Origin of the sequence: Staphylococcus sp. NWU MKU2 (genome assembly GCF_033283605.1) — a bacterium.
Classification (GTDB): Bacteria; Bacillota; Bacilli; order Staphylococcales; family Staphylococcaceae; genus Staphylococcus; species Staphylococcus haemolyticus.
The window spans coordinates 355,355-379,178 of sequence record NZ_JAVSMH010000001.1; the positions used below are offsets into that span (position 1 = coordinate 355,355).

The following is a 23,824-nucleotide window of genomic DNA, read 5'->3' on the forward strand; positions in this document are numbered from 1 at the left end:
ACTGTTGAATTTTTAGAAAAGTGTGACATACTTATAGTAATAATATTTATATCAATTAGATATTAAATATAATTAAATAAAGGGTGACACTTATGAAGAAAGTAGCTTTTGTACTACTCTCAAGTTTTTTACTATTAGGGGCATGTGGTAACAATGATGATTCAGTAGATAATGTTAAGAAAAGTTCTCACAAAAAAGACAACCCTAAGGCTCATAAAGATAAAGGCGAATCAGATCGTACAGATGGTAAAAAAATTAACGATAACTAATAGCAAAACAAGCATTTACATGTTTCATTTATTGAAACAGTAAATGCTTGTTTTTTTTTTTTTACATATGCTTAAAACGATACGTTGACTTACTTTTAATTGCGATCTTTATCAAATAGTTTTCCGACATCTTTTAATAAATCTTTACTTCCTAGCCATGTTGAAAGAGATGACATCGTAAAACTAATCGCTTTCGTTAATAATTCCATATTACAACAGCTCCTTTAATAACGAGTTGTCTTAATTCATCATGCTGACTTTAGTCTGCTTACTATATATATACCACATCGAAATTGGATGTAACATCATTGAAGCGTGGTACAGAATTTTAAATCCTTTTTAACCCCAGCTTTCTTTGCTTGTGGAATTTCTTTTCGAAATTCTCGTTGCTGGGGCCCGACTGTACTGAGAAAAGCTTAATTTAAGTGTCTCATCAATTCAGACAGCTACTGTAAATTTTCCAAATAGCATTATCATATTATTTATGTTGAAAAATCTTTAAAAAGCGTTAGAACCCTTCGTTCTAACGCTTCGTCTACATTTATTGAAATTTGCATTTCAAATCAGATAATCAATGTACTTGTTTTAAAGTCCACGCACGACCGTTAACTAAAAAGAGAACAAGTCCTACTTGCTCTCTTTCCTAAGTTATTTAAAACTTATTCTTAGCTATGCAATGTATTTCGGTTTATAACGTCCACGCATTGTCGTTGATATTTATATTATAACATTTTTATTAAATATTTCAATACTAATAAATGTGATATAATTTAGTTGTACTCATCCAATATATTTTGGATATGACTATGTTGCTTATCAAAAACGCTTAGTCCATGCTTTAAATAGCTTATTGTTTTGAAACTTCACAGTATACATCGTGTATCTATTAATAGAATTTACGATATCATTTACAATCTTTGTATTAACATGCGATTTTAATAATTCGTCTATCTCTATTTTACATTCATTATAAATTGTAGTGATATCAATCACATTTTGTACGTCTAATAGTTTTGTTATTTTCACTCTGCATTCAGCAATTAACATCTTATCAGTCTTTTCTTTGGCCATAATTTTTCTTTTTTGACTATTACGTGCTTCAGCCTCTTTTAATAATTGCTGTCGCTTTAACTCTCGCTCTTTTCTCAATGCTTCTTGTTCTTTTTCTCTTTGAATGCGTCTTTCTCGTTCTAGTTCTTCTATATACGCAAGATATTTCTTTCTATGAAAATAATCAATCAAAGCAAAAACTTTCTGTTCGATGTTAGTGGGCAAAGCCATACTATACTTTTTAAAATCATTAATTAATTCAATATTCTTACTCGTAATAGGCTTTGATGAATTCGAGTTAAATTCTTCCACGTCTAACTCAGAGATCGTATTCCACTCTTTATACATGTTTATCACTTTACGATGATACTCTGAATCATTCATAAATTTCTCATGATTTAAGAGTACATCATCCAACCAATCATCTAACAAGAACATATTCTTTCTAACCTGATAAGCAATACGATTTGGAATGCCACTATGTTCTTTAAAATGTTCAATCCCAAGTTTCACAATTGTGTCTTTTGACTTTGATCGTAGTATATATTGATACTTTAATTCTTTTCCGCATTCACAATATAGCGGGTTATCATTACAACTCGTTCGGTAATTTTCATTTACTTTAAAGTCGATAAGTTCCCACTCTTCTGAATAGCGATACATATCATTGATTAATATATTCTTTTTTCTGTATTTATAATACTTAAACAGTATTTCTCTTTGGTTCTCAGTTAATTGACTGATTAAAGCATGTCTATGTTTCTCGTTATTCACATATCTCAAATAACCACCTCTTCTACTTATAAGGTTAACTTTAGTTCATTACACATTAATTTGATGGTTTGATTTGTATGTTTGCATATGTAAAAAAGAGATATGACTAATCACTCATTAATCATATCTCTTTATCAACACTATGATATTCAATTATAATGCCTAGTCTCATAGCAGACGGCTACTACTGTACATGATTATGTTTTTCAAAGTCCACGCATGGTCGTTGACTTAATTATATTATAATATTTTTATATAATAAATACAACATTTATATATTTTAACCCATAAAAGTTTAAATACAAAATCAAAAAGCCTATAACCCTTGTGGTTATAGGCTTCATAGTGGAAACGGTGGGAGGTCATTAGAGCGTTTATTAATCAAAGTTCAAATCGCTATGAGTATTGTCGTATCAGCATTTACATTGTCTAATCAGTTGAGTTTAAAATGTTGAAATTGAAAACAAAAGAAAGTTATGCACTCTTTGCTTTTAATTTCACTTTCAAAATCTGTGATTTATTGAAAAACTAATACAATTATTCTCTTTTAGTTAATATTTAACTGTTCCTTGATGAAATAATAATTTCCAATCATTTTCATAGTATTTCCAAATAGAACTTCGATTCGTTATAGTATTATTTGTTTTATTAAACAAAGTATATGTACATAATATGCAATCTTCGGACAAAGAACATTCTTCAAAGTCACTGATTTTATAGTCATCATTATCCAGTCGAATTTGATCTATATCAGCTTTATAATAAACTTCTCCTGATTTTCCAAACTCTTTAAAGTTTGGATGCAAAATATCTAGAACTTTATTTCCAGATCTATTTTCACTTTTCAAATGAAACCATTCATATTCAATCATTTCACATCATCCTATCAGTTATCTTTTCATTTTAGTAATCATTCTACTTATCATTAAATTAATATTATGTATATGACATTCACTCTTTGCTGCATCGATAAATGAATTTACATAGTTAATCTAATTTTTTAAAATCACTGTTGTTTAACAATCTTGTAATTATACTCATATAACTCATCCTATATATATTATATACCAAGTGTTACATACAATAATTACACATACTTATTCCCCACTGCAACATAGAACGTTTGTTAGCGTTAATGCACTATTGAATAAATAGAAGTTAGTATATTTTAAATACAATGAAATGAAGATACTTATATTGAATATGAGAAAATTTATGATATAATTCCTTAAATTCACAAAGATAAAAAGGAAATAGTTTTATACAAAAATATTACGTCCTAATTATAGGGCGTAATTTTTGTATAGCAATTTTGGGGCAATACTGTGGCACCAAAAAACAAAAAGCCCATAACCACAAGGGTTATAGGCTATATAGTGGAGACGGCGGGATTCGAACCCGCGTCCAGAGGTCCTGATACACACCTTTCTACGTGTGTAGTCTATTGATAAATTTCGCATAATAGTAAGCAACAGACAACCAGTATTATGCTAGTTTGATTAAATTTCATCTAAACAGACTTCAAACGGCAGTGTTTAGCATATCCTACTAGGGTTGAATCGCGTTAACAGCACGTAGGAGATGCTGTTAGGCGATGCAGAGTGCTATTACGCAGCTACTGCGAAATTATTGTTTGATTTGTCAGTTATATTTACTGAAATGTGTTGATGTCGGAGACAACCCTCCGACACGCTTAATGTGCTCGAGGGACCCCTGTCGAATCCAAAAACGCCCCCATAACAAAATTTATAAATCATTACAATACGTAGTGACTGACTGAACTAAGAAAGCAATATATATAAGCAATTCTTAGTTCTAGTCATTCATACTAAAGTGAAATAACACAATCGAAAGAATCCTACTTCACTTTCTATCTAACGTATTTTTTATTCACAACATCAGTTATCATACCAAATAGCACCCGATTAAGCAACAAACACGCTTAATAACGGTCTTTAATTGCACGATCAACATCACGTTTCATTGCTTTATCTTTTAAAGCTTGTCGTTTATCATGTATCTTCTTACCACGTGCTACGCCTAATAAGACTTTACATTGACCATGTTTTAAATAAAGTTTTAATGGAATAAGTGAATAGCCAATTTCTCTCGTACGTTCCCCAAGTTTAATAATTTCCTTCTTATGAAGTAATAACTTTCTAGAACGTAAAGGGTCATGATTGAAACGGTTACCTTCCTCATAAGGTGCAATGTGCATATTATTAATGAACATCTCGCCACGTTTAACTTGCGCATAGCTATCTTTCAAATTGGCACTTCCACGACGAATAGATTTAATCTCTGTTCCCTTTAAAGCAATACCCGCTTCAATTGTATCTTCAATATTATAATCATGTCTGGCTTTACGGTTTTCAGCTAGTGTACCGGGTGATTTCGTTTTCTTCTTAGCCATTAATCTATGTCACCTCTTTGCTGATTATTTTTTCTTACGACGTGATTTTTTCTTCACACTTTTATCTTTATAGAATGGTTTGTGATTCGTTTTACCTTGCTTATCACGACTACGTTGGTTTTTACCTTTTCGTTGCTTACGTTTTTTCTTCTTGCCTTTATGATCATCATCTTTTGATTTATCTAAAGACTTGCCACGTGTTTTAGCTTGAATCGTTTTACCTCTCGATGGTCGTTGACTTCGATCATTTTTTGGCAATGGCATACCAACAATTTGGAAATCAATCATTCGTTCATCTACATCGACATGTGTGACTTTCACTGTAACTTGATCGCCTATACGGAATACTTTTGCTTGGCGCTCACCAATAAGTGCCATTTGGCGTTCATCAAATTGATAATAATCATCTGTCATATTTGAAATATGAACCATACCTTCAATTGTGTTAGGTAGTTCGATAAACATACCGAAATTTGCAACAGAGCTTACAATACCTTCAAATTCATCACCGATGTGTTGAATCATATACTCAGCTTTTTTCAATTCATCAGTATCTCGTTCTGCTTCAATTGCACGACGTTCACGTTGAGACGTGTGCTCAGCTAATTCAGGTAATTTATCTTCCCATTTGTGTAATTCTTTATTATTCATTGAATTATCGATGAGATATTTTCGAATTAAACGATGAACTGTTAAGTCCGGATAACGTCTAATAGGTGATGTGAAATGTGTATAGTATTCCGCTGATAAACCGAAATGACCTAAGTTTGTATCATCATAATGTGCTTGTTGCATTGAACGTAACATCATTGTTGAGATAACCATTTGTTCAGAGCGACCTTCAACTTCTTCTTGGATAGATTGTAATGTTGAAGGATGGATATCTTCACCTGTACCTTTAATCATAATACCGAAGTTTGTAATAAAGTCGAAGAATTGTCTTAAACGATCTGATTTAGGTTGTTCGTGAACACGGTAAATGAAAGGAACTTCAAGTTTATTGAAATGTTCTGCCACCGTTTCGTTAGCAGCTAGCATAAATGATTCAATTAAACGTTCACCTTCGCCTCGCTCACGTAAAACCACATCAGTTGGTAAGCCTTCGTTATTCACTAACACTTTAGCTTCACTGATGTCAAAGTCAATTTCACCACGACGTTTACGCATTTGGATTAAACGATTTGATAAATCTTGTGCTAAATCAAGCATTGGTGTAATTTCTTGATACTGCTTACGTACGTCAGGGTCCTTTTCAGTGATAATTTGATTAACTGCATCATATGTCATTCTGTAATTAGAATGGATGACACTATCAAAAATGTCATGATTAACCACTACACCTCGTTCATTGATTTCCATACGACAACTTAGTGTTAAGCGATCGACTTCTGGGTTCAATGAACAAATACCGTTACTCAAACGGTGTGGAATCATTGGAATAACACGGTCTACTAAATAAACACTTGTCGCTCTATCGTAAGCTTCTTTATCTAGTGCTGAGTCTTCTTTAACATAGTAACTGACATCCGCAATACTTACAGTTAATTCTGTGTGACCATTTTTTAATTTTTTCACACTAATAGCATCGTCTAAGTCTTTTGCGTCTGCACCATCAATGGTAATCGTTAACTCGTCACGCAAGTCTGTACGACCTTTAATTTCATCAGGCTTAATCTCTTCAGGAACCGCTTCGGCTTCTTTCAATACATTATCAGGGAATTCGATTTCGATACCGTGCTGATAAATGATTGATAAGATATCTACTCCTGGGTCATTTTTATGGCCTAGAATCGCAGATATATGTCCTTCAGGATTATCTGTACCATCTGCATACTTCGTAATTTGAACGAGTACTTTATGACCATCTACCGCACCAAGACTTTGACCTTTCGGAATGAAGATGTCTTGCATAATGCGTTTATCATCTGGGATAACAAAGCCAAAATGTTTCGCTTCACTATACGTACCCACTACTTGCGTTACTGAATGTTTTTCAATTGATTTAACTTCGCCTTCAATTTTACCTTTATGTTCACCTTTAGACTTCTGTATTTCTACAATAACTGTGTCACCATCTAATGCGCGATTAATCTTAGTTGGAGGAATAAAGATATCATCCATATCTTCTTGTTCAGGACGTAGGAATGCAAAGCCCTTCTTATTTTGACTTAACGTCCCTTTAATTAACTTAGAATTTGAACTTTTATGCGATTGATTGCGATGGTATCTATCTGTTTTAGTTCGTTCAACTAAACCTGCTTGTTCAAGTTCTACTAGCACCTTTATTAAATCTCTAAACGAGTCGGCACTATTAAGACCTAAAGCATCTTGAAAATCAGATACCGACATTGGTTCGTAATCAGGTTGCTTTATGATTTCTTCAATGGATTGCTTTAAATTCATCATGCCCCTCCTTTCTTCTTTCGTTTAATATTTTTAAATTTATTATTCAGACCAATCTAAAGATTCTAAGAAACTGTATACATCTTCAAATACTTGTTCTTTTTCTTTATCGATTGTAATGACATGTCCTGAATTTGCATACCATTTGATGTCTTTTTCATCTGAGTCGACATTCTCGTATATATAATTTGCTGATTGAGGATTAATCATTTCATCATTTTCAGCTTGTACTACTAAAATTGGATCTAACACTTCATCGATTTCGTTTCTAACGTTATTTAATGTTTCGCTTAACTCTTTTAACGTTTCAGTAGGATGGAAGTCTTCCATTTCTTTATCAATCGTTGCTTGATCTTTGCCTTCATATTTTTTGAAGTTTCTTGCATATTCTAAAAAGCCTTCGTATATCGCACCTTGCGTTTTACCTTCAGCGGGTGCACACATAGTTACAATACCCTTTACAGGACGATTTAAGCTCAATTTCAATGCGAATACACCACCGAGAGATAAGCCTGCTACGGCAATTTCTTCATAGCCTTGGTCCACTAAATAATCATAACCATCAAGCACATCTTTAAACCACACATGTGGGCTTGATTTTAGAATTTCTTCAGGTGGTGCAGCATGCCCTTCGTATTGAGGCGCATAAGAAGTGTAACCTTTCTTCTGTAGGAATCTTCCTAATTGTCTTACGTCTGATGAATTACCTGTAAATCCATGTAGAAGTAAGACTGCTCGTTTCCCTTCCTCAAAGAAAAACGGTTGTGGTAATTTAATTTGCATTTAAAATCCCTCTTCCATCATTATCTCAAAATTATTCTTGCATTATATGTTTTAATTCAAATACAATGCTTCGTATTAATATTATATTTAACTAAATATTCCCTTATTTTCTCGGAAATATACATTATTTAAATCGGACCTTAGGTCTCCTGACTAAATATCAATGACGTCGTCCGTCACTATTCATTATAAATAAAAAAGCCCGACATTAACATCGTCGGACCTTATAAACCAAAGTAACTGATACCAATCATTATTAAAAAGAAAATGACTGCTAAAATAATTGTTAATCTATGCAAGAATAAATCGACGCCACGTTGTTTTTGTTTACCAAATAACTGTTCTGCGCCACCACTAATAGCACCTGAAAGTCCATTACTTTTACCTTCTTGGAGTAATACAACAGTGATTAATGCAATACAATCAATAATTAATAGTACTATGAAAAGTGTATGCATGAAAATTGTCCTCCATTCATTATATACGTTCCGAATTATATCATATACTAGTCTTTATAATCAATGACTATCGATTAAAGGTACTCTTACGGATGATTGAAATAACTAGCATGTATAATGCTAATACTGTAGAGCCCACAATTACGATTATAATAGGAATAATAAACAACACTGATTTAGCTGTTATTATCGCATTAATAACCATAGTTACGTTTACTAATGTAAATAATACATTTGAAACATAGACTGCAAACATAAACCACCACAGATATTTATGTCGATTCCATAATGCAATGACACCTGCTAAATATGCCAAAATATACATAATGCCAGTATATCTAAAGCTATTTAAAATATTAGCTACTGCACTATCACTTGCTTTCTGTCCTACCTGTGATAATAGTGTCTTAGCTGTTAACGTATCTAATGCAATAAAGTTATGGATGATCAATAAAATACATAAAATTAAAGAACTGTAGCCTATTAATTTACCTGCATTGCGTTCTCTTTGACTAGGTTGATTAAGTTGATTCTCCATCTTTATTTCTCCTTCTTTTATATACATAGCTATTATATCAGTTTGTATACCTAAATTAAATCTGTTCCATGTTCGTTAAGAATCATTAGTAGGTTAGATATATGTGATAAAAGCTACATTAATGATTTTGTCATTATGATTTTACAATTAGTTAATCACTTACATTGTTTAATAATTGAAAAAACCTGCCACAGTCTCAACTCTGTGACAGGTAATACATAAGCGTGAACTCTATTATTGTTTTAAATAGGTTAAATTATTAGACTTATTTGTCTAAATTGTAGAATGATTTGATACCATCAAATTTAGCAGTTTCAAATAATTCATCTTCAATACGTAATAATTGATTGTATTTAGCAATACGGTCAGTTCTTGATAATGAACCAGTTTTAATTTGACCAGCATTAGTAGCCACTGCGATATCAGAGATTGTAGTATCTTCTGTTTCACCTGAACGGTGAGAAACTACTGCAGTGTATCCAGCTTTTTGAGCCATTTCGATTGCATCGAATGTTTCAGTTAATGTACCAATTTGGTTAACTTTGATTAAGATTGAGTTACCAATACCTTGTTCAATACCTCTAGAAAGGATTTCAGTGTTTGTTACGAATAAATCGTCACCTACTAATTGAACTTTATCACCAATACGATCAGTTAATTGTTTCCAACCGTCCCAGTCATTTTCATCCATACCATCTTCGATAGTGATGATTGGGTATTTACCAATTAATTCTTCTAAGTAGTCAACTTGTTCAGCTGCGCTACGTTTCGCACCATGTTCACCTTCGAATTTAGTGTAATCATATACACCATTTTCGTAGAATTCAGATGATGCACAGTCGAATCCTAAGAATACATCTTCGCCAGGTTTGTAACCTGCTTTTTCGATAGCTTTAATAATTGTTTCTACAGCATCTTCAGTACCTTCAAATTTAGGAGCGAAACCACCTTCGTCACCTACTGCTGTTTCTAAACCACGTTCACTTAAGATTGATTTTAAGTTATGGAAGATTTCAGCACCCCAACGTAATGCTTCTTTGAATGATTCTGCACCTGTTGGTAAGATCATGAATTCTTGGAATGCGATTGGTGCGTCTGAGTGAGAACCACCATTAACGATGTTCATCATAGGAACTGGTAATTGTTTACCGTTGAATCCACCTAAATATTTGTATAAAGGTTGACCTAATAAGTCTGCTGCTGCACGTGCAACTGCGATAGATACACCTAAAATAGCGTTTGCACCTAATTTACCTTTGTTAGGTGTACCGTCTAATTGAATCATCATTTTATCAATAGATACTTGATCTAATACTGAAAATTCACCTTCAACGATTTCTGGTGCAATAATTTCGTTAACATTTTCAACAGCTTTAGTAACACCTTTACCGCTATAACGTGATTTATCTCCATCACGTAATTCAACTGCTTCGTGTTCACCTGTAGAAGCACCTGATGGCACTAATGCACGACCGAAAGCACCGCTTTCAGTTAATACTTCAACTTCAACTGTTGGGTTACCACGTGAGTCTAAGACTTCGCGAGCATAAACATCTGTAATAATTGGCATGTGAAAAATCTCCTTTAATTTAGATTCTAAAGCTATTATAGCTTGATTTAATCTTTAAATAAAATATTTATATCAGATAAGGACTGAATCCCTAAAGTTTCAAATATTGTATTAGGGATTACAATATTCTTACCATTTATAACTGGACTAATTTTTAGTGTTTAATAAGTGATTCACCAGTCATGTCTGATGGTTGATCTACATTTAATAAATCTAATAGTGTTGGTGCTAAATCTCCTAGACGACCAGTTTCACGTAATGTAACGCCTTCTTTAGTTACAATAACAGGAACCGGATTAGTCGTATGAGTAGTCATTGGTTGATCATCATCTGTTAATACTTGGTCAGAGTTACCATGGTCACCTGTAATAATTGCATAACCATTCATGTCTAAGATTTTATCAACAACTTCACCTAAGCATTCATCCACTGCTTCAATTGCTTTGATAGTTGGTTCTAACATACCACTATGTCCAACCATATCAGGGTTAGCAAAGTTTAAGATAATTAAATCTAAATCACCTTTATCTAACTCTTCTAATAACGCATCTTTAACTTCATACGCACTCATTTCTGGTTTTAAATCGTAAGTCGCTACTTTTGGTGAATCGATTAAACGGCGACGCTCACCTTCAAATTCTTCATTACGTCCACCACTCATGAAGTACGTTACGTGTGGATATTTTTCAGTTTCAGCAATACGTAATTGTTTTAAGTTATTATTTTGAGCAACTTCACCAATTGTATTTGTTAAATCCACTTTCTCGAAGACAACTTCAGCATCTATATTGTCATTATATTTAGTAAATGTTACGTAGAATAAATCTTTAACTTGTTCTACTTTAAAGCCATCAAATGCTTTATTAGTAAATACTTCTGACAACTGAGCTGCTCTATCAGGGCGGAAGTTGAAGAAGATAACTGCATCTCCATCATTGATACCATTATTTTGACCTTCAACAATAAATGGCTCAACAAATTCATCTGTTAAATCATTAGCGTAGTTAGCTTCAACGCCTTCTTTTGCTGAAGCATAAGTAGGCCCTTCAAAGTTACGGATAGCATTATATGCTTTTTGTTCACGATCCCAACGTTTATCACGGTCCATAGCGTAATAACGGCCAGAAATAGATGCGAACTCTCCTACACCTAATGATTTAAATTTAGCTTCTGTGTCTTCAATGTATTTTAGTGCTGATTTTTGGTCTACGTCACGACCGTCTAAGAATGCATGTACATAAACTTTATCTAAACCTTTTTGTTTAGCAAGTTCTAACAATGCAAATAAATGTTGGTAATGACTGTGTACACCACCATCAGATAGTAATCCAAAGACATGTAATGCAGAATCATGCTCATTAACATGTTGCACGGCGTTATTTAACACATCATTTTCAAAGAAATCGCCATCTGCGATTGATTTATTAATACGAGTCAAACTTTGGTAAACAATACGTCCTGCACCAATGTTCATATGACCAACTTCTGAGTTACCCATTTGGCCTTCTGGAAGACCTACGTCTAAACCACTTGCTTCAATTTGTGTAGTTGGGTATTTGCTGTAATAGCGGTCAAAATTTGGTTTATGCGCTTGTTTTACAGCATTACCATGTTCACTTTCACGATTAGCGAAACCATCTAAAATGATTAAAGCTGTCGGTTGTTTAGCCATAATTATTTTGCACCTTCTAACAATTGTACGAAATCTTCAACTTTTAATGATGCGCCACCTACTAATGCACCATCAATGTCAGATTGAGCCATGTATTCTTTAACGTTGTTAGGTTTAACACTACCACCGTATTGAATACGTGTTGCATCAGCAACATCTTGACTAGCCACTTTCGCTACTGTTTTACGCACGTGAGCACACATTTCATTAGCATCATCAGAAGTAGCTGATTTACCAGTACCGATTGCCCAAATTGGTTCGTATGCAATAACAACTTCTTTAAGTTGCTCTTCTGATAAACCTTCTAATGCTTTTTCAACTTGATTGCTAACGATTTCATTAGCTTTGCCATTTTCGCGTTCTTCATCAGTTTCACCAACACAAATAATTGGTGTCATGCCATGATTAAATACCGCATGTGCTTTTTTATTCACATCTTCATCTGTTTCATGGAATAATTCACGACGTTCTGAGTGTCCAATAACTACGTATTTAACACCTAAGTCAGCTAATGCCACTGGAGAAGTTTCTCCTGTGAATGCACCATTATCTTCAAAATAAGTGTTTTGAGCACCAATTTTTAATCCTTTTGCTTTGCCATCATTCACTAATGAAATTAATGCATCTAATTGAATTGTTGGTGCACAAATTACTGATTCAACTTCTTTTTCATCAGGTAATGTTGGTAAATTATTAACGAAGTCTTTAGCTTCTTTAACTGTTTTGTTCATTTTCCAGTTACCAGCTATGATTGGTTTTCTCATTGATTACACTCCTATATATTTAAAATTGTAATTTTAGCATTAAATAATTTTTTAAGACGTAAAGTCTTATTCTTTATACATTTTCCCTTGAAAATGCTTAGAAAAACGTACACCTTTTATAAGGTGATTATTTATCATTAATTGCTTTAATTCCTGGTAATTCAATACCTTCAAGGTATTCTAATGATGCACCGCCACCAGTAGAAATATGTGTGAAGTCATCTTCAAAACCTAAAGAAATTGCAGCTGCTGCTGAGTCACCACCACCGATAATTGTAGTAGCGTCTTTTAAGTTAGCAATGGCTTTACATACACCGATTGTACCTTGAGCAAAGTTACTAAATTCAAATACACCCATAGGTCCATTCCATACTACTGTATGTGCACCTTCTAATTCTTTAGAGAATAATTCAACAGTTTTAGGGCCAACGTCCATTGCTTCTTGATCAGAAGGGATGTTATCAATTGATACTTCAGTAATTTCAGCGTCATTTGAGAATTCTTTCGCAACTTTCGCATCTACTGGTAACACAATTTGATCTCCGTTACTTTCAAGTAATTCTTTAGCAAAGTCGATTTTGTCTTCTTCTAGTAAAGATAATCCAATTTCCTTGCCTTGTGCTTTTAAGAAAGTATACGCCATTCCACCACCAATAAGAATTTTATCAGCGATATTTACTAAGTTTTTAATGACACCAATTTTGTCAGATACTTTTGCGCCACCTAAAATTGCAACTACTGGTTTATGTGGGTCGTTAACAACACCACCGATAAATTTAATTTCTTTTTCCATTAAATAACCAGCCGCTGTTTCTAAATGAGTTGAAATACCAACGTTAGATGCATGTTCACGGTGAGCTGTACCGAAAGCATCATTTACAAATACATCACCTAGTGATGCCCAATATTTACCTAATTCAGGATCATTTTTAGATTCTTTTTTACCATCTAAATCTTCGTAACGTGTATTTTCGACTAATAATACATCGCCTTCACTTAAGTTTTTGATAGCTGATTCTAATTTTTCACCACGTGTTTCAGGTACGAAAGTAACTTCTTTACCTAATTTTTCAGATAAAGCATCAGCAACAGGTTTTAATGTAAGACCTTCTTTATCACTTTCTTGTTTAACTTTTCCTAAGTGAGAAAATAGTACTAATTTACCACCTTGTTCGATGATATATTTAATTGTTGGTAAAGCCTGAACAATACGGTTATCATTTGTGATCTTACCGTCTTTTAAAGGTACATTGAAATCAGCACGTTCTAAAACAACTTTCCCTTTTAAATCTAAATCAGAAACAATTTTCTTTGCCATTATAATTTCCTCCTCTAAATAGGAATTACTAATATAAAAATAAGCGGAGAAGCGTTAGGGCTCCCCGCTTACTCATAAGCTAACTTATTTCAATAATTTGTACAAGTGTACTGTGAATAGTACATCCATACTGAGCACAAGTTTATTTAACTATGCTTCTAAATTATTTAGATAATTCTGCTAAATATTCTAAAGTACGAACTAATTGAGCAGTGTAAGACATTTCGTTGTCATACCAAGCTGCAACTTTAACTAATTGACGGTCACCAACAGACATTACACGAGTTTGAGTAGCATCGAATAATGAACCGTAAGTCATGCCAACTACGTCAGAAGAAACGATTTCGTCTTCAGTGTAACCGAATGATTCGTTTGAAGCGTTTTTCATTGCTTTGTTAACGTCTTCAACAGTAACGTCTTTTTCTAATACAACTGTTACTTCAGTTAATGAACCTGTAGCAACTGGTACACGTTGAGCACCACCGTCTAATTTACCATCGATTTCAGGAATAACTTTACCGATTGCTTTTGCAGCACCTGTTGAGTTAGGTACGATGTTTTGAGCTGCTGCACGTGCACGACGTTTGTCACCTTTTTTATGTGGACCGTCTTGAGTCAGTTGGTCACCAGTGTATGCGTGAATAGTTGTCATTAAACCTTCAACTAAACCAAATTCATCACTTAATACTTTAGCAACTGGTGCTAATGAGTTAGTAGTACATGATGCACCTGAAACAACTGTTTCTGAACCATCTAAGTCATTGTGGTTAGTGTTGAATACGATTGTTTTTACATCACCTTTAGCTGGTGCAGAAATTAATACTTTTTTTGCACCTGCATTGATGTGTGCTTCTGCTTTTTCTTTATCTGTATAGAAACCAGTACATTCTAATACTACGTCGATATCTAAATCGCCCCAAGGTAATTTGCTTGCATCTGGTTCTTCGTATGATTTAACTTCTTTACCATTTACGCGGAAACCACCATCAACAACTTCAACTTCTCCTGTGAAACGACCTTGCATAGTGTCATATTTTAATAAATGAGCTAACATTTCGTCGTCTGTTAAGTCGTTTACTGCAACTACTTCAATACCTTCTACGTCTTGAATTCTTCTAAATGCTAAACGACCAATTCTACCAAAACCATTAATTGCTACTTTTACTGCCATTATAATGGCCTCCTTTAAAATGATATTTAAAAAGCTTTAAACTTTTTATTACTAATTTAATATTACCTTTGCTGCTGCTTCATCAGTAATTAAAACTGTATTTTTAGGTGCAATACTTAAGTAAGCTTTAATTGCTTCACCTTTAGATTGTCCACCTGCAACAGCGAATATAAAATCTTTGGTTTCTAAATCTTCAAGTTGTAGTCCTATTGTCTTTACTTTATAGACTACATTTCCTTGAGCGTCAAAATAGTAACCGAAAGCTTCTGCGACGGCTTGATGATGTTGAAGGCTTTCAATCACCTGATCTGACGATTGTCTACGATACGCCATCTTCAGCGCATCACCAATACCGTGAATTGTTATATTTGCTTGTTTAATTTTATCTAATGTATGAACCACAGAGGGTTCCATCAGAAGTGTATTATACGTTGATTCACTTACATTATCTGGTACATAAAGTGTTGTATAATAACCACCTGTTTGTTGCGCCATGCTCGCTGAAATCGTGTTAGCTTGATAAATAACATTCTCACCAAGACCACCACGAGCTGGTACGAAAAATACATTAAATGGTAGAAGATGCATGGCTCGGCTTACATTTGCCATTGTTGAACCACCTGTTACTGAAACAATAGCGTCTTCATATAAGATGCTTTCCAATAATTGGCCAGCTTGTCTTCCCATTTCGGATTTAACATTCTCTTGAGCATCTGCATCACCAGGTATAACGTGAACTTCTTTAATACCAAAAGTTGACTTAATTTGATCAGCTAATTGATTATCATCAGTATAAATATTGAAATATTCGTTAAGCTGATTCAAAACTGACTTGCCTTCTTCAGTGATTTCCATTCCAGTCGATTTGACTTGAATTAAATCTTGCTTTTTCAACATATCAGTTTCAGATCTTAAAACACGTTCGGTAATATCCATGTGCTCACTTAAACTTCTTCTACCTACTGGTTGATTATTTGAGATAGTAGTTAAGATAGAAAAGCGTCGATACATTTTATCAATTAAATCAGGTATCAGCTTCTGTTGAATTTTAATCAAGTCCTTCACTACTACCTTCCTCCTTTATATATAAAAGGTAACCAATAGCATAAACCTGGTTTGACTTATTGCGTCCCGCGTGGGACAAAATCTAACCTCTTTACACTTGCAATAGTACTATTGTGTTGTTGAAAATGCAAGAGAAAAACTCTAATATTTAAAATTATCTGTAAAATTCCCTAATTTAAGTAGTATTTCCCTTTTTATAAAGTGGCGCAAAGTTTAATTAAACCCTTATTTTATAGTATTACCCTTAAAGTTTAGAAATTATTCTTTTGCAAAACACTTTCTTGTTTAAACTATTTTAATTTACAATATAAGAAATTCATTTAAGGAGGATGAAGAAATGGCTCGAGAAAATGATAATAATGTAGAAGTCATTGACCCTGAAGATCGTAGATATAAAGATGATAACTATTTTAATGGTAATGATCATAATGAACGTAACAACTATTCGATAAGATATCATTATGGTTGTGGTTGTCCATTTGGTTGCCTTTCTTCACTAATCATTTCTATTTTGCTTTCAATTATTTTTACCTTTTTACTCAATTGGATGTTTTAAAAAAGTAAAAAGTGAGACTTGAAACATGACTGTTTCAAAATCTCACTTTGATAACTACTAACTATATTATTCATTACTATTTGATGATTCTTGGCTTGACTGACTTTGACTAGACGTAGCACTTCGTTGTGAAGTTTGTCTTGAGGTTGATTGCTGCGTAGACGACTGAGTTGTTGATCGTTGTTGGGTCTGTGGTGATTGTTGTGTCTGTGGTGATTGTTGCGTTCTAGTTTGATTGCTTGTCTGGTTACTATTAGACTTATCCGTATTTGATTCACTAGAATTATTATCACTACTATTATTACTGTTACTTTCTTGAGTTGCTTGTTCTTTAGTGCGAGCTTCTTCTGTTGTAGCTTCTTCTTTAGTTGTTTTCTCTTGTGTTTTTTCTTCCTTAGTCTGTGCTTCTTTGGTTCTTTGTTTCTCCTCCGTTGATGGTTGATGTTTAGTTCTTTGCTGAGTTGGAGGTGTTGCTTGTTGTGTCTGACGTTGTTGGGTTTGAGCTGTTTGCTGCGTAACATTCTCTTGAGTCACATTCGAACTATCTTCACTTGTTTTTTTATCTTTATCTGACTTATCCTTCTTGTCTTTATCTTCTTTGTCTTTTTTATCATTTTTATCTTTGTGCTCTTCAGTTGATTGATTGTTTAAGCGTTCACTTGAACGATTTGAATGATCTACAAATGCAAAAATCGCAAATGCTAATCCGCTTAATAATAATAAAACGATAATCGTACTAATAAGTTTCGAAATGCCACTCATTTTTTTCTTTTCCGGTTCACCAAAGTCATCTCTATTTCTATTGTTCTTAGACATAAGTTACCTCACTTTAATATATTAAAATTGTCTAGTCCCCTAAATGTAGCATATAATTTTACAGTAATTCGCACGGAAATGAAATAAAAAGGTTTAAGACATTAATTATAATGATACATAATCACTTATATATGATAACATCATAAGTAATTACAAACATCAATTATGCAAATTTAATTTTATTAAAATGTGAAAGTGTGAGTCATAATGAAAAAATTTGTTTCTGAAGATATGTTTGAAGATGAAAATGTCCCTAAACATAATCTAAAATCTATGATGTTGAATAATGATGATTATGATGACAGTCATACATCTCAGTTTGACTTTATATTTTTATCAGTCATTTTCATTCCTCTAATCATATTATTCTTAATCTTTATTCATTAGTACTATAATAGATATACAAAGAGCCCACACGATTCTCGCATGGGCTTCTACTAAAGGGAGTCAAAATTGACCTTCGTTTATTTTGTGTAGTCTATGGGGTATACTCAATTTACTCAAAGATATTGAAATCTACTATAGCGAAGGTACAAATTAATTATAACTTAACTTTAGATAATTTAAATCCTGTTTACAGCTTAGTAAATGACATATTATTGACTAATCATTGTACATTTTTTGAACAAGAAAAGTTCAATGTTGATTATAGAAAGGCTATCTTAATACTATAAATTAATAGAGGTGTAAATATGAAGCAATTCTTAATAACTGGCGGAACTGGAATGGTAGGCAGTCAATTAGTAAATGAATTAAAGAATCGCGATGTACATATTACAATACTAACTCGTAGTGATAAGCAAAGTGATGATCCAAAGATTTCTTATGTTAATTGGTCAAAAGACGGTTGGATGTCCCAAGTTCCAGATATAGATGTTGTAATTAATTTGGCTGGTGCAACTTTAAATAAACGTTGGACACCATCATATAAACAATTGATTATGACTAGTCGTATTCAGTCAACTCAAGCACTAGTTGATTTATTTAGCGAACGAGAACATAAACCTGAAGTGCTCTTTAATGCTAGTGCAATGGGTTATTATCCACCTAGTTTATATCATACGTATACAGAGAAATATCAAACACATCCGTTTGATTTTCTATCTGATGTGGTTTATCAGTGGGAACGTTTTGCTAAACGCTTTGAGTCATTTGGTACGCGAGTAGTACTTGGCAGATTCAGCATGATTTTATCTGATGATGGAGGCGCCCTACAGACGATGAAGCTTCCTTATAAATTCTTCGTAGGTGGTAAATTAGGATCTGGATTCCAATGGTATTCATGGATTCACATTAATGACTTAGTGCGCGCAATTCTATTCACAATCGATAATCCTAAAGCAAAAGGTCCATTCAATATGGCTGCACCAATTGCTGAACGCCATAATTTATTTGGGTACACACTTGCGCGTGTCATGCATCGCCCTCATGAAACATGGGTGCCATCCTTCCTAATGCGATTAGCACTTGGTGAAATGTCTACGGTTGTTTTAGATACGCAAAAGGTATTACCAAATAAACTGGATGCGCTCGGTTTTACGTTTAACTATCCTAACCTAAAAATTGCTTTCGAAGATTTAATAGATGCATAATAATTTAATTGGAGTTTTGAAAATGAATGACGAGAAATCAACTTATATTCTACTTATCATCGCAAGTCTATTTCTTATACTCAATGGTGTTTTCGCTTTCGAACATAATTTAGTAATTATTTTAATGTCCATATTCTTCATATTAATTGGCATTATTTTACTTATTATATCTATTCGACTGTTCCTAAAACGTTCTTCAAACAATTAAAATAGTCATAAAAAAATGAGGCTGGGACAAAATAAAATGTCTCAGCCTACTTTATCATTTTGTCAGTAGCTGACTGATTTGAAAATGCGCTTGAATCAAGCTTTTTTCAAACCTAGTCATCCTTGCCGGGGTAGGACAACGAAATAAATTTTGAGAAAATATTATTTCTGTCCTACTCCCATTTGTATGCCATGGTTAAATTTGATTATTTATCTTCTGGTTGCATAACATTATCAATTAAACCATATTCTTTAGCTTCGTCAGCAGTTAAGAAGTTATCACGATCAGTATCTTTTTGAATTTTTTCAATACTTTGACCTGTACGTTCAGCTAAAATTTTGTTTAATTTTTCACGTGTTTTTAAAATGTGGTTAGCAGCAATTTCGATTTCAGTCGCTTGTCCTTGTGCACCACCTAATGGTTGGTGAATCATAACTTCAGCGTTTGGTAATGCAAAGCGTTTACCTTTTGCACCAGCTGCTAATAAGAATGAACCCATTGATGCAGCCATACCGATACAAATTGTTTGTACATCTGGTTTAATATGTTGAATCGTATCATAAATTGCAAATCCAGCCGTAACACTACCACCTGGAGAATTAATATATAGATAGATGTCTTTCTCAGAGTCTTGAGCTTGTAAGAATAATAATTGTGATACAATTGAATTTGCTACATTATCATCAATTGCAGAACCTAGCATAATAATACGGTCTTTCAATAAACGTGAATAAATATCGTATGCGCGTTCACCGCGATTTGTTGTTTCAATTACTGTAGGAATTAAATTCATTTATATTTCCTCCTTGTGATTAACAGTTAATTAGTATTTTACATCAAAAGTCAAAAATGGTCAAAATTTAAACTCATCTAGCACTAAGAAAAGTTGACCATATTTTAATAGATTTTGTACACTATAAACATACATTCAGATTGTACTTTTAAAATAACAATTAGTACAGAAATTTGTCTTTATCATTTAATATCTCCTCGTAGTGTAACGGATAGCACGTAAGATTCCGGTTCTTAAGATAGAGGTTCGACTCCTCTCGAGGGGGCTAATAGCTTTAATTATGCACATTTTAATTTCAAGAATGGGAGTGCGACAGAATTCTTTTTAAATTCGTCGTCCCACTCCCAACTTGCTTTGCTTGTAGAATTTCTTAGTGAAATTCTCTTTGTTGGGGCCCCACAAGGATGACTAGAACTGAGAAAAGCTTGATTTAAGCGCCTTCTCAGTTCAGTCATCTACTGCGAATTTGCAAAATAGCATCATCATATTATTTATGTTCCAGGCTCGTTCTTTTTTATTTGTCTTTTAATAAAAAAACAAAGAAAATTAAATTTCAGGGACTTTTCAGGGATCCAAGTCCCTAGTTCTAAAAAAAGAACTCGCCAATCCATGACGAGTTTATACTTATAATTCTATTTTTTCACCACTTCGAATTTTGTCTGCAAGTTCATTTAACTTTCTTAAACGATGGTTGACTCCAGATTTAGATATCGGACCCGTCGATATCATTTCTCCCAGTTCTTTTAAAGAGATTTCTTGATGCTCAACTCGAAGTTTAGCAATCTCTCTTAAGCGATCAGGCAAATTATCTAATCCGATTTCCTGATCAATTAACTGGATACTTTCTACTTGTTTCATAGCGGCACTTACAGTCTTATTAAGGTTTGCAGTTTCACAATTTACTAAACGATTCACTGAATTTCTCATATCTCTAACAATTCGCACATCTTCAAACTTCAATAATGCTTGGTATCCACCTATTAAACTTAGAAAATCAGAAATTTTTTCAGCTTCTTTTAAATAAGCAATACTACCCTTTTTTCGTTCTAAATGTTTAGCATTTAATCCATAACTATTCATTAATTTAGTTAAACCTTCAGAATGATTCTCATATTGAGAAAATATTTCTAAATGGTAGGATGATGTCTCTGGATTATTTACAGATCCTCCAGCTAAAAATGCGCCTCTTAAATAACTTCTACGCATTTCATCATCTTTAATCATGCTAGCATCAATATCGTGAACAAAAATACCATTCTTTAATATACCAAGTTCATCTAGAATTTCTTTAGCTCGCACTTTTGTACGACAAATATAAATATTATTTTTCTTTAATTTCATTTTTTTACGAACTAGAATTTCCACTTCTACATTAAATATGCGTTTAATTAATGAATAAATTCTTCTAGCGGTCGTAGCATTCTCTGTTTGAACATTAATTACGAATTGTTGATTAGATAGGCTAAGTGCACCGTTCATACGAATTAATGCGCTAAGCTCTGCTTTGGCATTGCTTTCATCAACATCAATGCGTGTTAATTCATTCTTCATATCTGATGCAAAACTCATCACATTTCCCCCTCTAATCAATTTTATATATACAAGTAACTAACATCCTATATAGTTGCACTATATTACGCGAATACATTAATAAACATACGCCCTATATCATACCATAGTTATACAGATGATTAGAAGTGTTATTTTTTAGGTCTAAATTGAATCGTACTTGTCATTTCAAGTGCTAAATCATAGATCAATCTTGCTAAAACTTTAGTATTGTGACGTACTAAATGATCATCTAATATTTCGACTAAATTAGATGACGTGATCATTCTAATATTATGATCTGTAATTTTATGTTCATCCATAACAACCGGTTTAGCATTACGCTCTCTATAACGTTCTAACACTTTATCATCGTATTTATCATTACTACAGATGACATAATCAATAAAATCACTTCCAGCATGTTTATGTATTGCTTGAATATGGTCCATAACGTCGTAATCTGATGTTTCTCCCGGTTGAGTCATAACATTAGATATGTATAATTTAGGTGCTTTAGAACGTAAAATAGCTTCTGACATACCTTTAACACATAAATTCGAAATAACACTTGTGTATAGTGAGCCAGGTCCGAGCACGATTAAATCTGCATCTTCTAATGCGTCAATTGCTTCTTCCATAGGTTCAACATTTTCAGGTTCTAAAAAAACACGATCAATACGTTTGTTTTTCTTTGGTATTTGAGATTCTCCTCGTACAATTTCTCCGTCTTCTAACACTGCGTTTAGCATAACATTAGTATTCGTTGAAGGAATCACTTTACCTTTAATATTTAAAATCTTACTTAATTCTTTAACTGCATGACCGAAGTCATTCTTTATGTTTGTTAAGGCTGCTAGTAATAAATTACCTAGTGAGTGTCCTTCGATTTGATTTTCTTTAAATCGATATTGAAATAATTCTTCTATGACTGGTTCAGCATCGCTTAGTGCCGCTATAACATTTCTAATATCACCTGGAGCAGGTATATCCATCTCACTACGTATTTTACCAGTACTACCACCATCATCAGCTACAGTAACGATGGCCGTTATATCAATGGGGTACTCTCTCAGCCCCCTCGCCAATACTGATAGGCCTGTTCCACCGCCTATGAGTACAATCTTTAATTGTTTCATTTTCTCACGCCACTTTCGATATGTGCATCTCTGTGATGAACATAGACATTATAATCAAATATTTCTGTTAATTCTTCACCAATGCGTTTAGCTAACGCAACAGAGCGATGTTGACCTCCTGTACAACCTATTGCAATTACTAATTGTGATTTACCCTCTTTTTTATAACCTGGTATCATAAATTTCAGTAAATCCATTAATTTTTCGAAAAATATTTCAGTTTCTTTCCATTTCATAACATAATGGTAAACTGGTTCATCTTCTCCTGTCATCGGTCTTAAGTCTTCAACATAATAAGGATTTGGGAGGAAACGGACATCAAATACTAAATCTGCGTCTTTTTGTATACCATGTTTAAAGCCGAAACTTGATACATTGATACTAAAGGATTTAAAATTCTCATCTTCAAATTTTTCTTTCACTCTAGCTTTAAGTTCTTTCGTCGTCAATTGAGTTGTATCTACAATATAATTAGCGATTGTACGAATATTGCTAAGCAATTGCTTTTCTTCTAAGATTGAATCCATCAAAGACATTTGTCCATTTTCATTTAAAGGGTGAGCTCGTCTAGATTCTTTGTATCTAGAAATTAGTTTTTCTGTTTCCGCTTCTAAAAACATGACATCTACAATTACATCGTTTCTACTTTTGATTGCATCAATTTCTTCTACTAATGATTTAAATAATTCTTTACCTCTTAAATCTATAGCAATAGCTACTTTTTGCAAAGAAGGATTACCTTGTTCCATTAATTCTACAAATTTAGGGAGTAAAATAGGTGGTAGATTATCAACACAGAAGTAACCAATATCTTCTAAACATTGTATGACCACTGATTTACCCGCACCGGATAGACCTGTTACTACTAATAGTTCACTTTTACTCATTTCATTTTCTTTATGGTTCGTCATTTTGACACCGCCT

23 protein-coding genes, 1 tRNA gene and 1 other RNA gene are annotated in these 23,824 nt (G+C 33.3%); 6 read left to right on the top strand and 19 right to left on the bottom strand.

The features are described 5' to 3' along the window. Positions 1–92 precede the first annotated feature (92 nt). Positions 93–269, top strand: a complete 177-nt coding sequence (locus SBL15_RS01965; protein WP_011276336.1) for a hypothetical protein — start codon at positions 93–95, stop codon at positions 267–269. Between the two features lie 816 nt (positions 270–1,085). Here SBL15_RS01965 and SBL15_RS01970 read toward each other — a convergent pair. The 14 genes from SBL15_RS01970 to SBL15_RS02035 form a co-directional block, all read right to left on the bottom strand. Continuing rightward, positions 1,086–2,093, bottom strand: coding sequence for a hypothetical protein (locus tag SBL15_RS01970; protein ID WP_142400140.1), 1,008 nt, complete (start codon positions 2,091–2,093; stop codon positions 1,086–1,088). A 551-nt stretch (positions 2,094–2,644) separates the two neighbouring features. Next, complete coding sequence (locus tag SBL15_RS01975; protein WP_053019122.1) at positions 2,645–2,965, bottom strand: hypothetical protein; 321 nt, start codon at positions 2,963–2,965, stop codon at positions 2,645–2,647. 502 nt (positions 2,966–3,467) lie between these two features. Next, positions 3,468–3,829: a transfer-messenger RNA gene (gene ssrA / locus SBL15_RS01980) on the bottom strand. Between the two features lie 206 nt (positions 3,830–4,035). Continuing rightward, a complete protein-coding gene (smpB, locus tag SBL15_RS01985) occupies positions 4,036–4,506 on the bottom strand; it encodes an SsrA-binding protein SmpB (RefSeq protein ID WP_011276368.1) in 471 nt (156 codons plus the stop codon). 24 nt (positions 4,507–4,530) lie between these two features. Beyond that, on the bottom strand, positions 4,531–6,909 hold the full coding sequence (rnr, locus tag SBL15_RS01990) for a ribonuclease R (protein ID WP_317955020.1): 2,379 nt from the start codon (positions 6,907–6,909) through the stop codon (positions 4,531–4,533). 42 nt (positions 6,910–6,951) lie between these two features. Beyond that, the gene (locus SBL15_RS01995; RefSeq protein ID WP_037537259.1) at positions 6,952–7,692 is read right to left on the bottom strand and encodes an alpha/beta hydrolase; all 741 of its coding nucleotides are present in this window, start codon (positions 7,690–7,692) and stop codon (positions 6,952–6,954) included. A gap of 224 nt (positions 7,693–7,916) precedes the next feature. Then, complete coding sequence (secG, locus tag SBL15_RS02000; protein WP_011276371.1) at positions 7,917–8,150, bottom strand: preprotein translocase subunit SecG; 234 nt, start codon at positions 8,148–8,150, stop codon at positions 7,917–7,919. 67 nt (positions 8,151–8,217) lie between these two features. Beyond that, positions 8,218–8,688 carry a hypothetical protein gene (locus SBL15_RS02005; protein ID WP_107611459.1) on the bottom strand — a complete coding sequence of 157 codons (471 nt, stop codon included), beginning with the start codon at positions 8,686–8,688 and terminating at the stop codon, positions 8,218–8,220. 265 nt (positions 8,689–8,953) lie between these two features. Next, positions 8,954–10,258, bottom strand: coding sequence for a surface-displayed alpha-enolase (gene eno, locus SBL15_RS02010; RefSeq protein WP_037537260.1), 1,305 nt, complete (start codon positions 10,256–10,258; stop codon positions 8,954–8,956). Positions 10,259–10,412: 154 nt separating this feature from the next. Continuing rightward, positions 10,413–11,930 carry a 2,3-bisphosphoglycerate-independent phosphoglycerate mutase gene (gene gpmI, locus SBL15_RS02015; RefSeq protein ID WP_317955022.1) on the bottom strand — a complete coding sequence of 506 codons (1,518 nt, stop codon included), beginning with the start codon at positions 11,928–11,930 and terminating at the stop codon, positions 10,413–10,415. A gap of 2 nt (positions 11,931–11,932) precedes the next feature. Continuing rightward, positions 11,933–12,694, bottom strand: a complete 762-nt coding sequence (gene tpiA, locus SBL15_RS02020) for a triose-phosphate isomerase (protein ID WP_011276375.1) — start codon at positions 12,692–12,694, stop codon at positions 11,933–11,935. Positions 12,695–12,821: 127 nt separating this feature from the next. Beyond that, on the bottom strand, positions 12,822–14,012 hold the full coding sequence (locus tag SBL15_RS02025) for a phosphoglycerate kinase (protein ID WP_107613412.1): 1,191 nt from the start codon (positions 14,010–14,012) through the stop codon (positions 12,822–12,824). 163 nt (positions 14,013–14,175) lie between these two features. Beyond that, a complete protein-coding gene (gene gap, locus SBL15_RS02030; protein ID WP_317955025.1) occupies positions 14,176–15,183 on the bottom strand; it encodes a type I glyceraldehyde-3-phosphate dehydrogenase in 1,008 nt (335 codons plus the stop codon). 51 nt (positions 15,184–15,234) lie between these two features. Continuing rightward, entirely contained in the window at positions 15,235–16,248 is a 1,014-nt protein-coding gene (locus SBL15_RS02035) for a sugar-binding transcriptional regulator (protein ID WP_317955026.1), read from the bottom strand. 337 nt (positions 16,249–16,585) lie between these two features. Here SBL15_RS02035 and SBL15_RS02040 point away from each other — a divergent pair, with 337 nt between their 5' ends. Beyond that, complete coding sequence (locus SBL15_RS02040) at positions 16,586–16,804, top strand: hypothetical protein (protein ID WP_033079633.1); 219 nt, start codon at positions 16,586–16,588, stop codon at positions 16,802–16,804. 66 nt (positions 16,805–16,870) lie between these two features. Here SBL15_RS02040 and SBL15_RS02045 read toward each other — a convergent pair whose 3' ends face one another. After that, positions 16,871–17,620, bottom strand: a complete 750-nt coding sequence (locus tag SBL15_RS02045; protein WP_107614126.1) for a DUF4887 domain-containing protein — start codon at positions 17,618–17,620, stop codon at positions 16,871–16,873. A gap of 207 nt (positions 17,621–17,827) precedes the next feature. Between SBL15_RS02045 and SBL15_RS02050 the strand changes: the two genes are divergently transcribed. The 3 genes from SBL15_RS02050 (at position 17,828) to SBL15_RS02060 (ending at position 19,420) form a co-directional block, all read left to right on the top strand. Next, a complete protein-coding gene (locus SBL15_RS02050; protein WP_107611463.1) occupies positions 17,828–18,007 on the top strand; it encodes a hypothetical protein in 180 nt (59 codons plus the stop codon). Between the two features lie 305 nt (positions 18,008–18,312). After that, entirely contained in the window at positions 18,313–19,212 is a 900-nt protein-coding gene (locus SBL15_RS02055) for a TIGR01777 family oxidoreductase (RefSeq protein WP_317955028.1), read from the top strand. Positions 19,213–19,234: 22 nt separating this feature from the next. Then, on the top strand, positions 19,235–19,420 hold the full coding sequence (locus tag SBL15_RS02060) for a hypothetical protein (RefSeq protein ID WP_317955030.1): 186 nt from the start codon (positions 19,235–19,237) through the stop codon (positions 19,418–19,420). Between the two features lie 205 nt (positions 19,421–19,625). On the opposite strand, the gene clpP is transcribed toward SBL15_RS02060, so the two are convergent. Then, positions 19,626–20,213 carry an ATP-dependent Clp endopeptidase proteolytic subunit ClpP gene (gene clpP / locus SBL15_RS02065; RefSeq protein WP_011276385.1) on the bottom strand — a complete coding sequence of 196 codons (588 nt, stop codon included), beginning with the start codon at positions 20,211–20,213 and terminating at the stop codon, positions 19,626–19,628. Positions 20,214–20,406: 193 nt separating this feature from the next. Between clpP and SBL15_RS02070 the strand changes: the two genes are divergently transcribed. Beyond that, positions 20,407–20,478 (top strand) — tRNA-Arg (locus SBL15_RS02070). Positions 20,479–20,837: 359 nt separating this feature from the next. Here SBL15_RS02070 and whiA read toward each other — a convergent pair. From whiA to rapZ, 3 genes are all read right to left on the bottom strand, one after another. Then, complete coding sequence (gene whiA / locus SBL15_RS02075; RefSeq protein WP_037536323.1) at positions 20,838–21,782, bottom strand: DNA-binding protein WhiA; 945 nt, start codon at positions 21,780–21,782, stop codon at positions 20,838–20,840. A 131-nt stretch (positions 21,783–21,913) separates the two neighbouring features. Beyond that, a complete protein-coding gene (locus SBL15_RS02080) occupies positions 21,914–22,900 on the bottom strand; it encodes a uridine diphosphate-N-acetylglucosamine-binding protein YvcK (protein ID WP_037536325.1) in 987 nt (328 codons plus the stop codon). Then, on the bottom strand, positions 22,897–23,811 hold the full coding sequence (rapZ, locus tag SBL15_RS02085) for an RNase adapter RapZ (RefSeq protein WP_011276388.1): 915 nt from the start codon (positions 23,809–23,811) through the stop codon (positions 22,897–22,899). The genes SBL15_RS02080 and rapZ overlap by 4 nt, the downstream gene beginning before the upstream one ends. Positions 23,812–23,824: the final 13 nt, after the last annotated feature.

Excerpts from the sequence above, each read along its gene's own strand:
- SBL15_RS02040 (WP_033079633.1), top strand. The coding sequence starts at position 16,586 with ATGGCTCGAGAAAATGATAATAATGTAGAAGTCATTGACCCTGAAGAT.
- secG (WP_011276371.1), bottom strand. The coding sequence starts at position 8,150 with ATGCATACACTTTTCATAGTACTATTAATTATTGATTGTATTGCATTA.
- SBL15_RS02045 (WP_107614126.1), bottom strand. The coding sequence starts at position 17,620 with ATGTCTAAGAACAATAGAAATAGAGATGACTTTGGTGAACCGGAAAAG.
- SBL15_RS02025 (WP_107613412.1), bottom strand. The coding sequence starts at position 14,012 with ATGGCAAAGAAAATTGTTTCTGATTTAGATTTAAAAGGGAAAGTTGTT.
- rnr (WP_317955020.1), bottom strand. The coding sequence starts at position 6,909 with ATGAATTTAAAGCAATCCATTGAAGAAATCATAAAGCAACCTGATTAC.
- SBL15_RS02080 (WP_037536325.1), bottom strand. The coding sequence starts at position 22,900 with ATGAAACAATTAAAGATTGTACTCATAGGCGGTGGAACAGGCCTATCA.
- gap (WP_317955025.1), bottom strand. The coding sequence starts at position 15,183 with ATGGCAGTAAAAGTAGCAATTAATGGTTTTGGTAGAATTGGTCGTTTA.
- SBL15_RS02005 (WP_107611459.1), bottom strand. The coding sequence starts at position 8,688 with ATGGAGAATCAACTTAATCAACCTAGTCAAAGAGAACGCAATGCAGGT.
- eno (WP_037537260.1), bottom strand. The coding sequence starts at position 10,258 with ATGCCAATTATTACAGATGTTTATGCTCGCGAAGTCTTAGACTCACGT.
- SBL15_RS01995 (WP_037537259.1), bottom strand. The coding sequence starts at position 7,692 with ATGCAAATTAAATTACCACAACCGTTTTTCTTTGAGGAAGGGAAACGA.
- whiA (WP_037536323.1), bottom strand. The coding sequence starts at position 21,782 with ATGAGTTTTGCATCAGATATGAAGAATGAATTAACACGCATTGATGTT.
- SBL15_RS01975 (WP_053019122.1), bottom strand. The coding sequence starts at position 2,965 with ATGATTGAATATGAATGGTTTCATTTGAAAAGTGAAAATAGATCTGGA.
- rapZ (WP_011276388.1), bottom strand. The coding sequence starts at position 23,811 with ATGACGAACCATAAAGAAAATGAAATGAGTAAAAGTGAACTATTAGTA.
- gpmI (WP_317955022.1), bottom strand. The coding sequence starts at position 11,930 with ATGGCTAAACAACCGACAGCTTTAATCATTTTAGATGGTTTCGCTAAT.
- tpiA (WP_011276375.1), bottom strand. The coding sequence starts at position 12,694 with ATGAGAAAACCAATCATAGCTGGTAACTGGAAAATGAACAAAACAGTT.
- SBL15_RS02060 (WP_317955030.1), top strand. The coding sequence starts at position 19,235 with ATGAATGACGAGAAATCAACTTATATTCTACTTATCATCGCAAGTCTA.
- SBL15_RS02050 (WP_107611463.1), top strand. The coding sequence starts at position 17,828 with ATGAAAAAATTTGTTTCTGAAGATATGTTTGAAGATGAAAATGTCCCT.
- smpB (WP_011276368.1), bottom strand. The coding sequence starts at position 4,506 with ATGGCTAAGAAGAAAACGAAATCACCCGGTACACTAGCTGAAAACCGT.
- SBL15_RS01965 (WP_011276336.1), top strand. The coding sequence starts at position 93 with ATGAAGAAAGTAGCTTTTGTACTACTCTCAAGTTTTTTACTATTAGGG.
- clpP (WP_011276385.1), bottom strand. The coding sequence starts at position 20,213 with ATGAATTTAATTCCTACAGTAATTGAAACAACAAATCGCGGTGAACGC.
- SBL15_RS02055 (WP_317955028.1), top strand. The coding sequence starts at position 18,313 with ATGAAGCAATTCTTAATAACTGGCGGAACTGGAATGGTAGGCAGTCAA.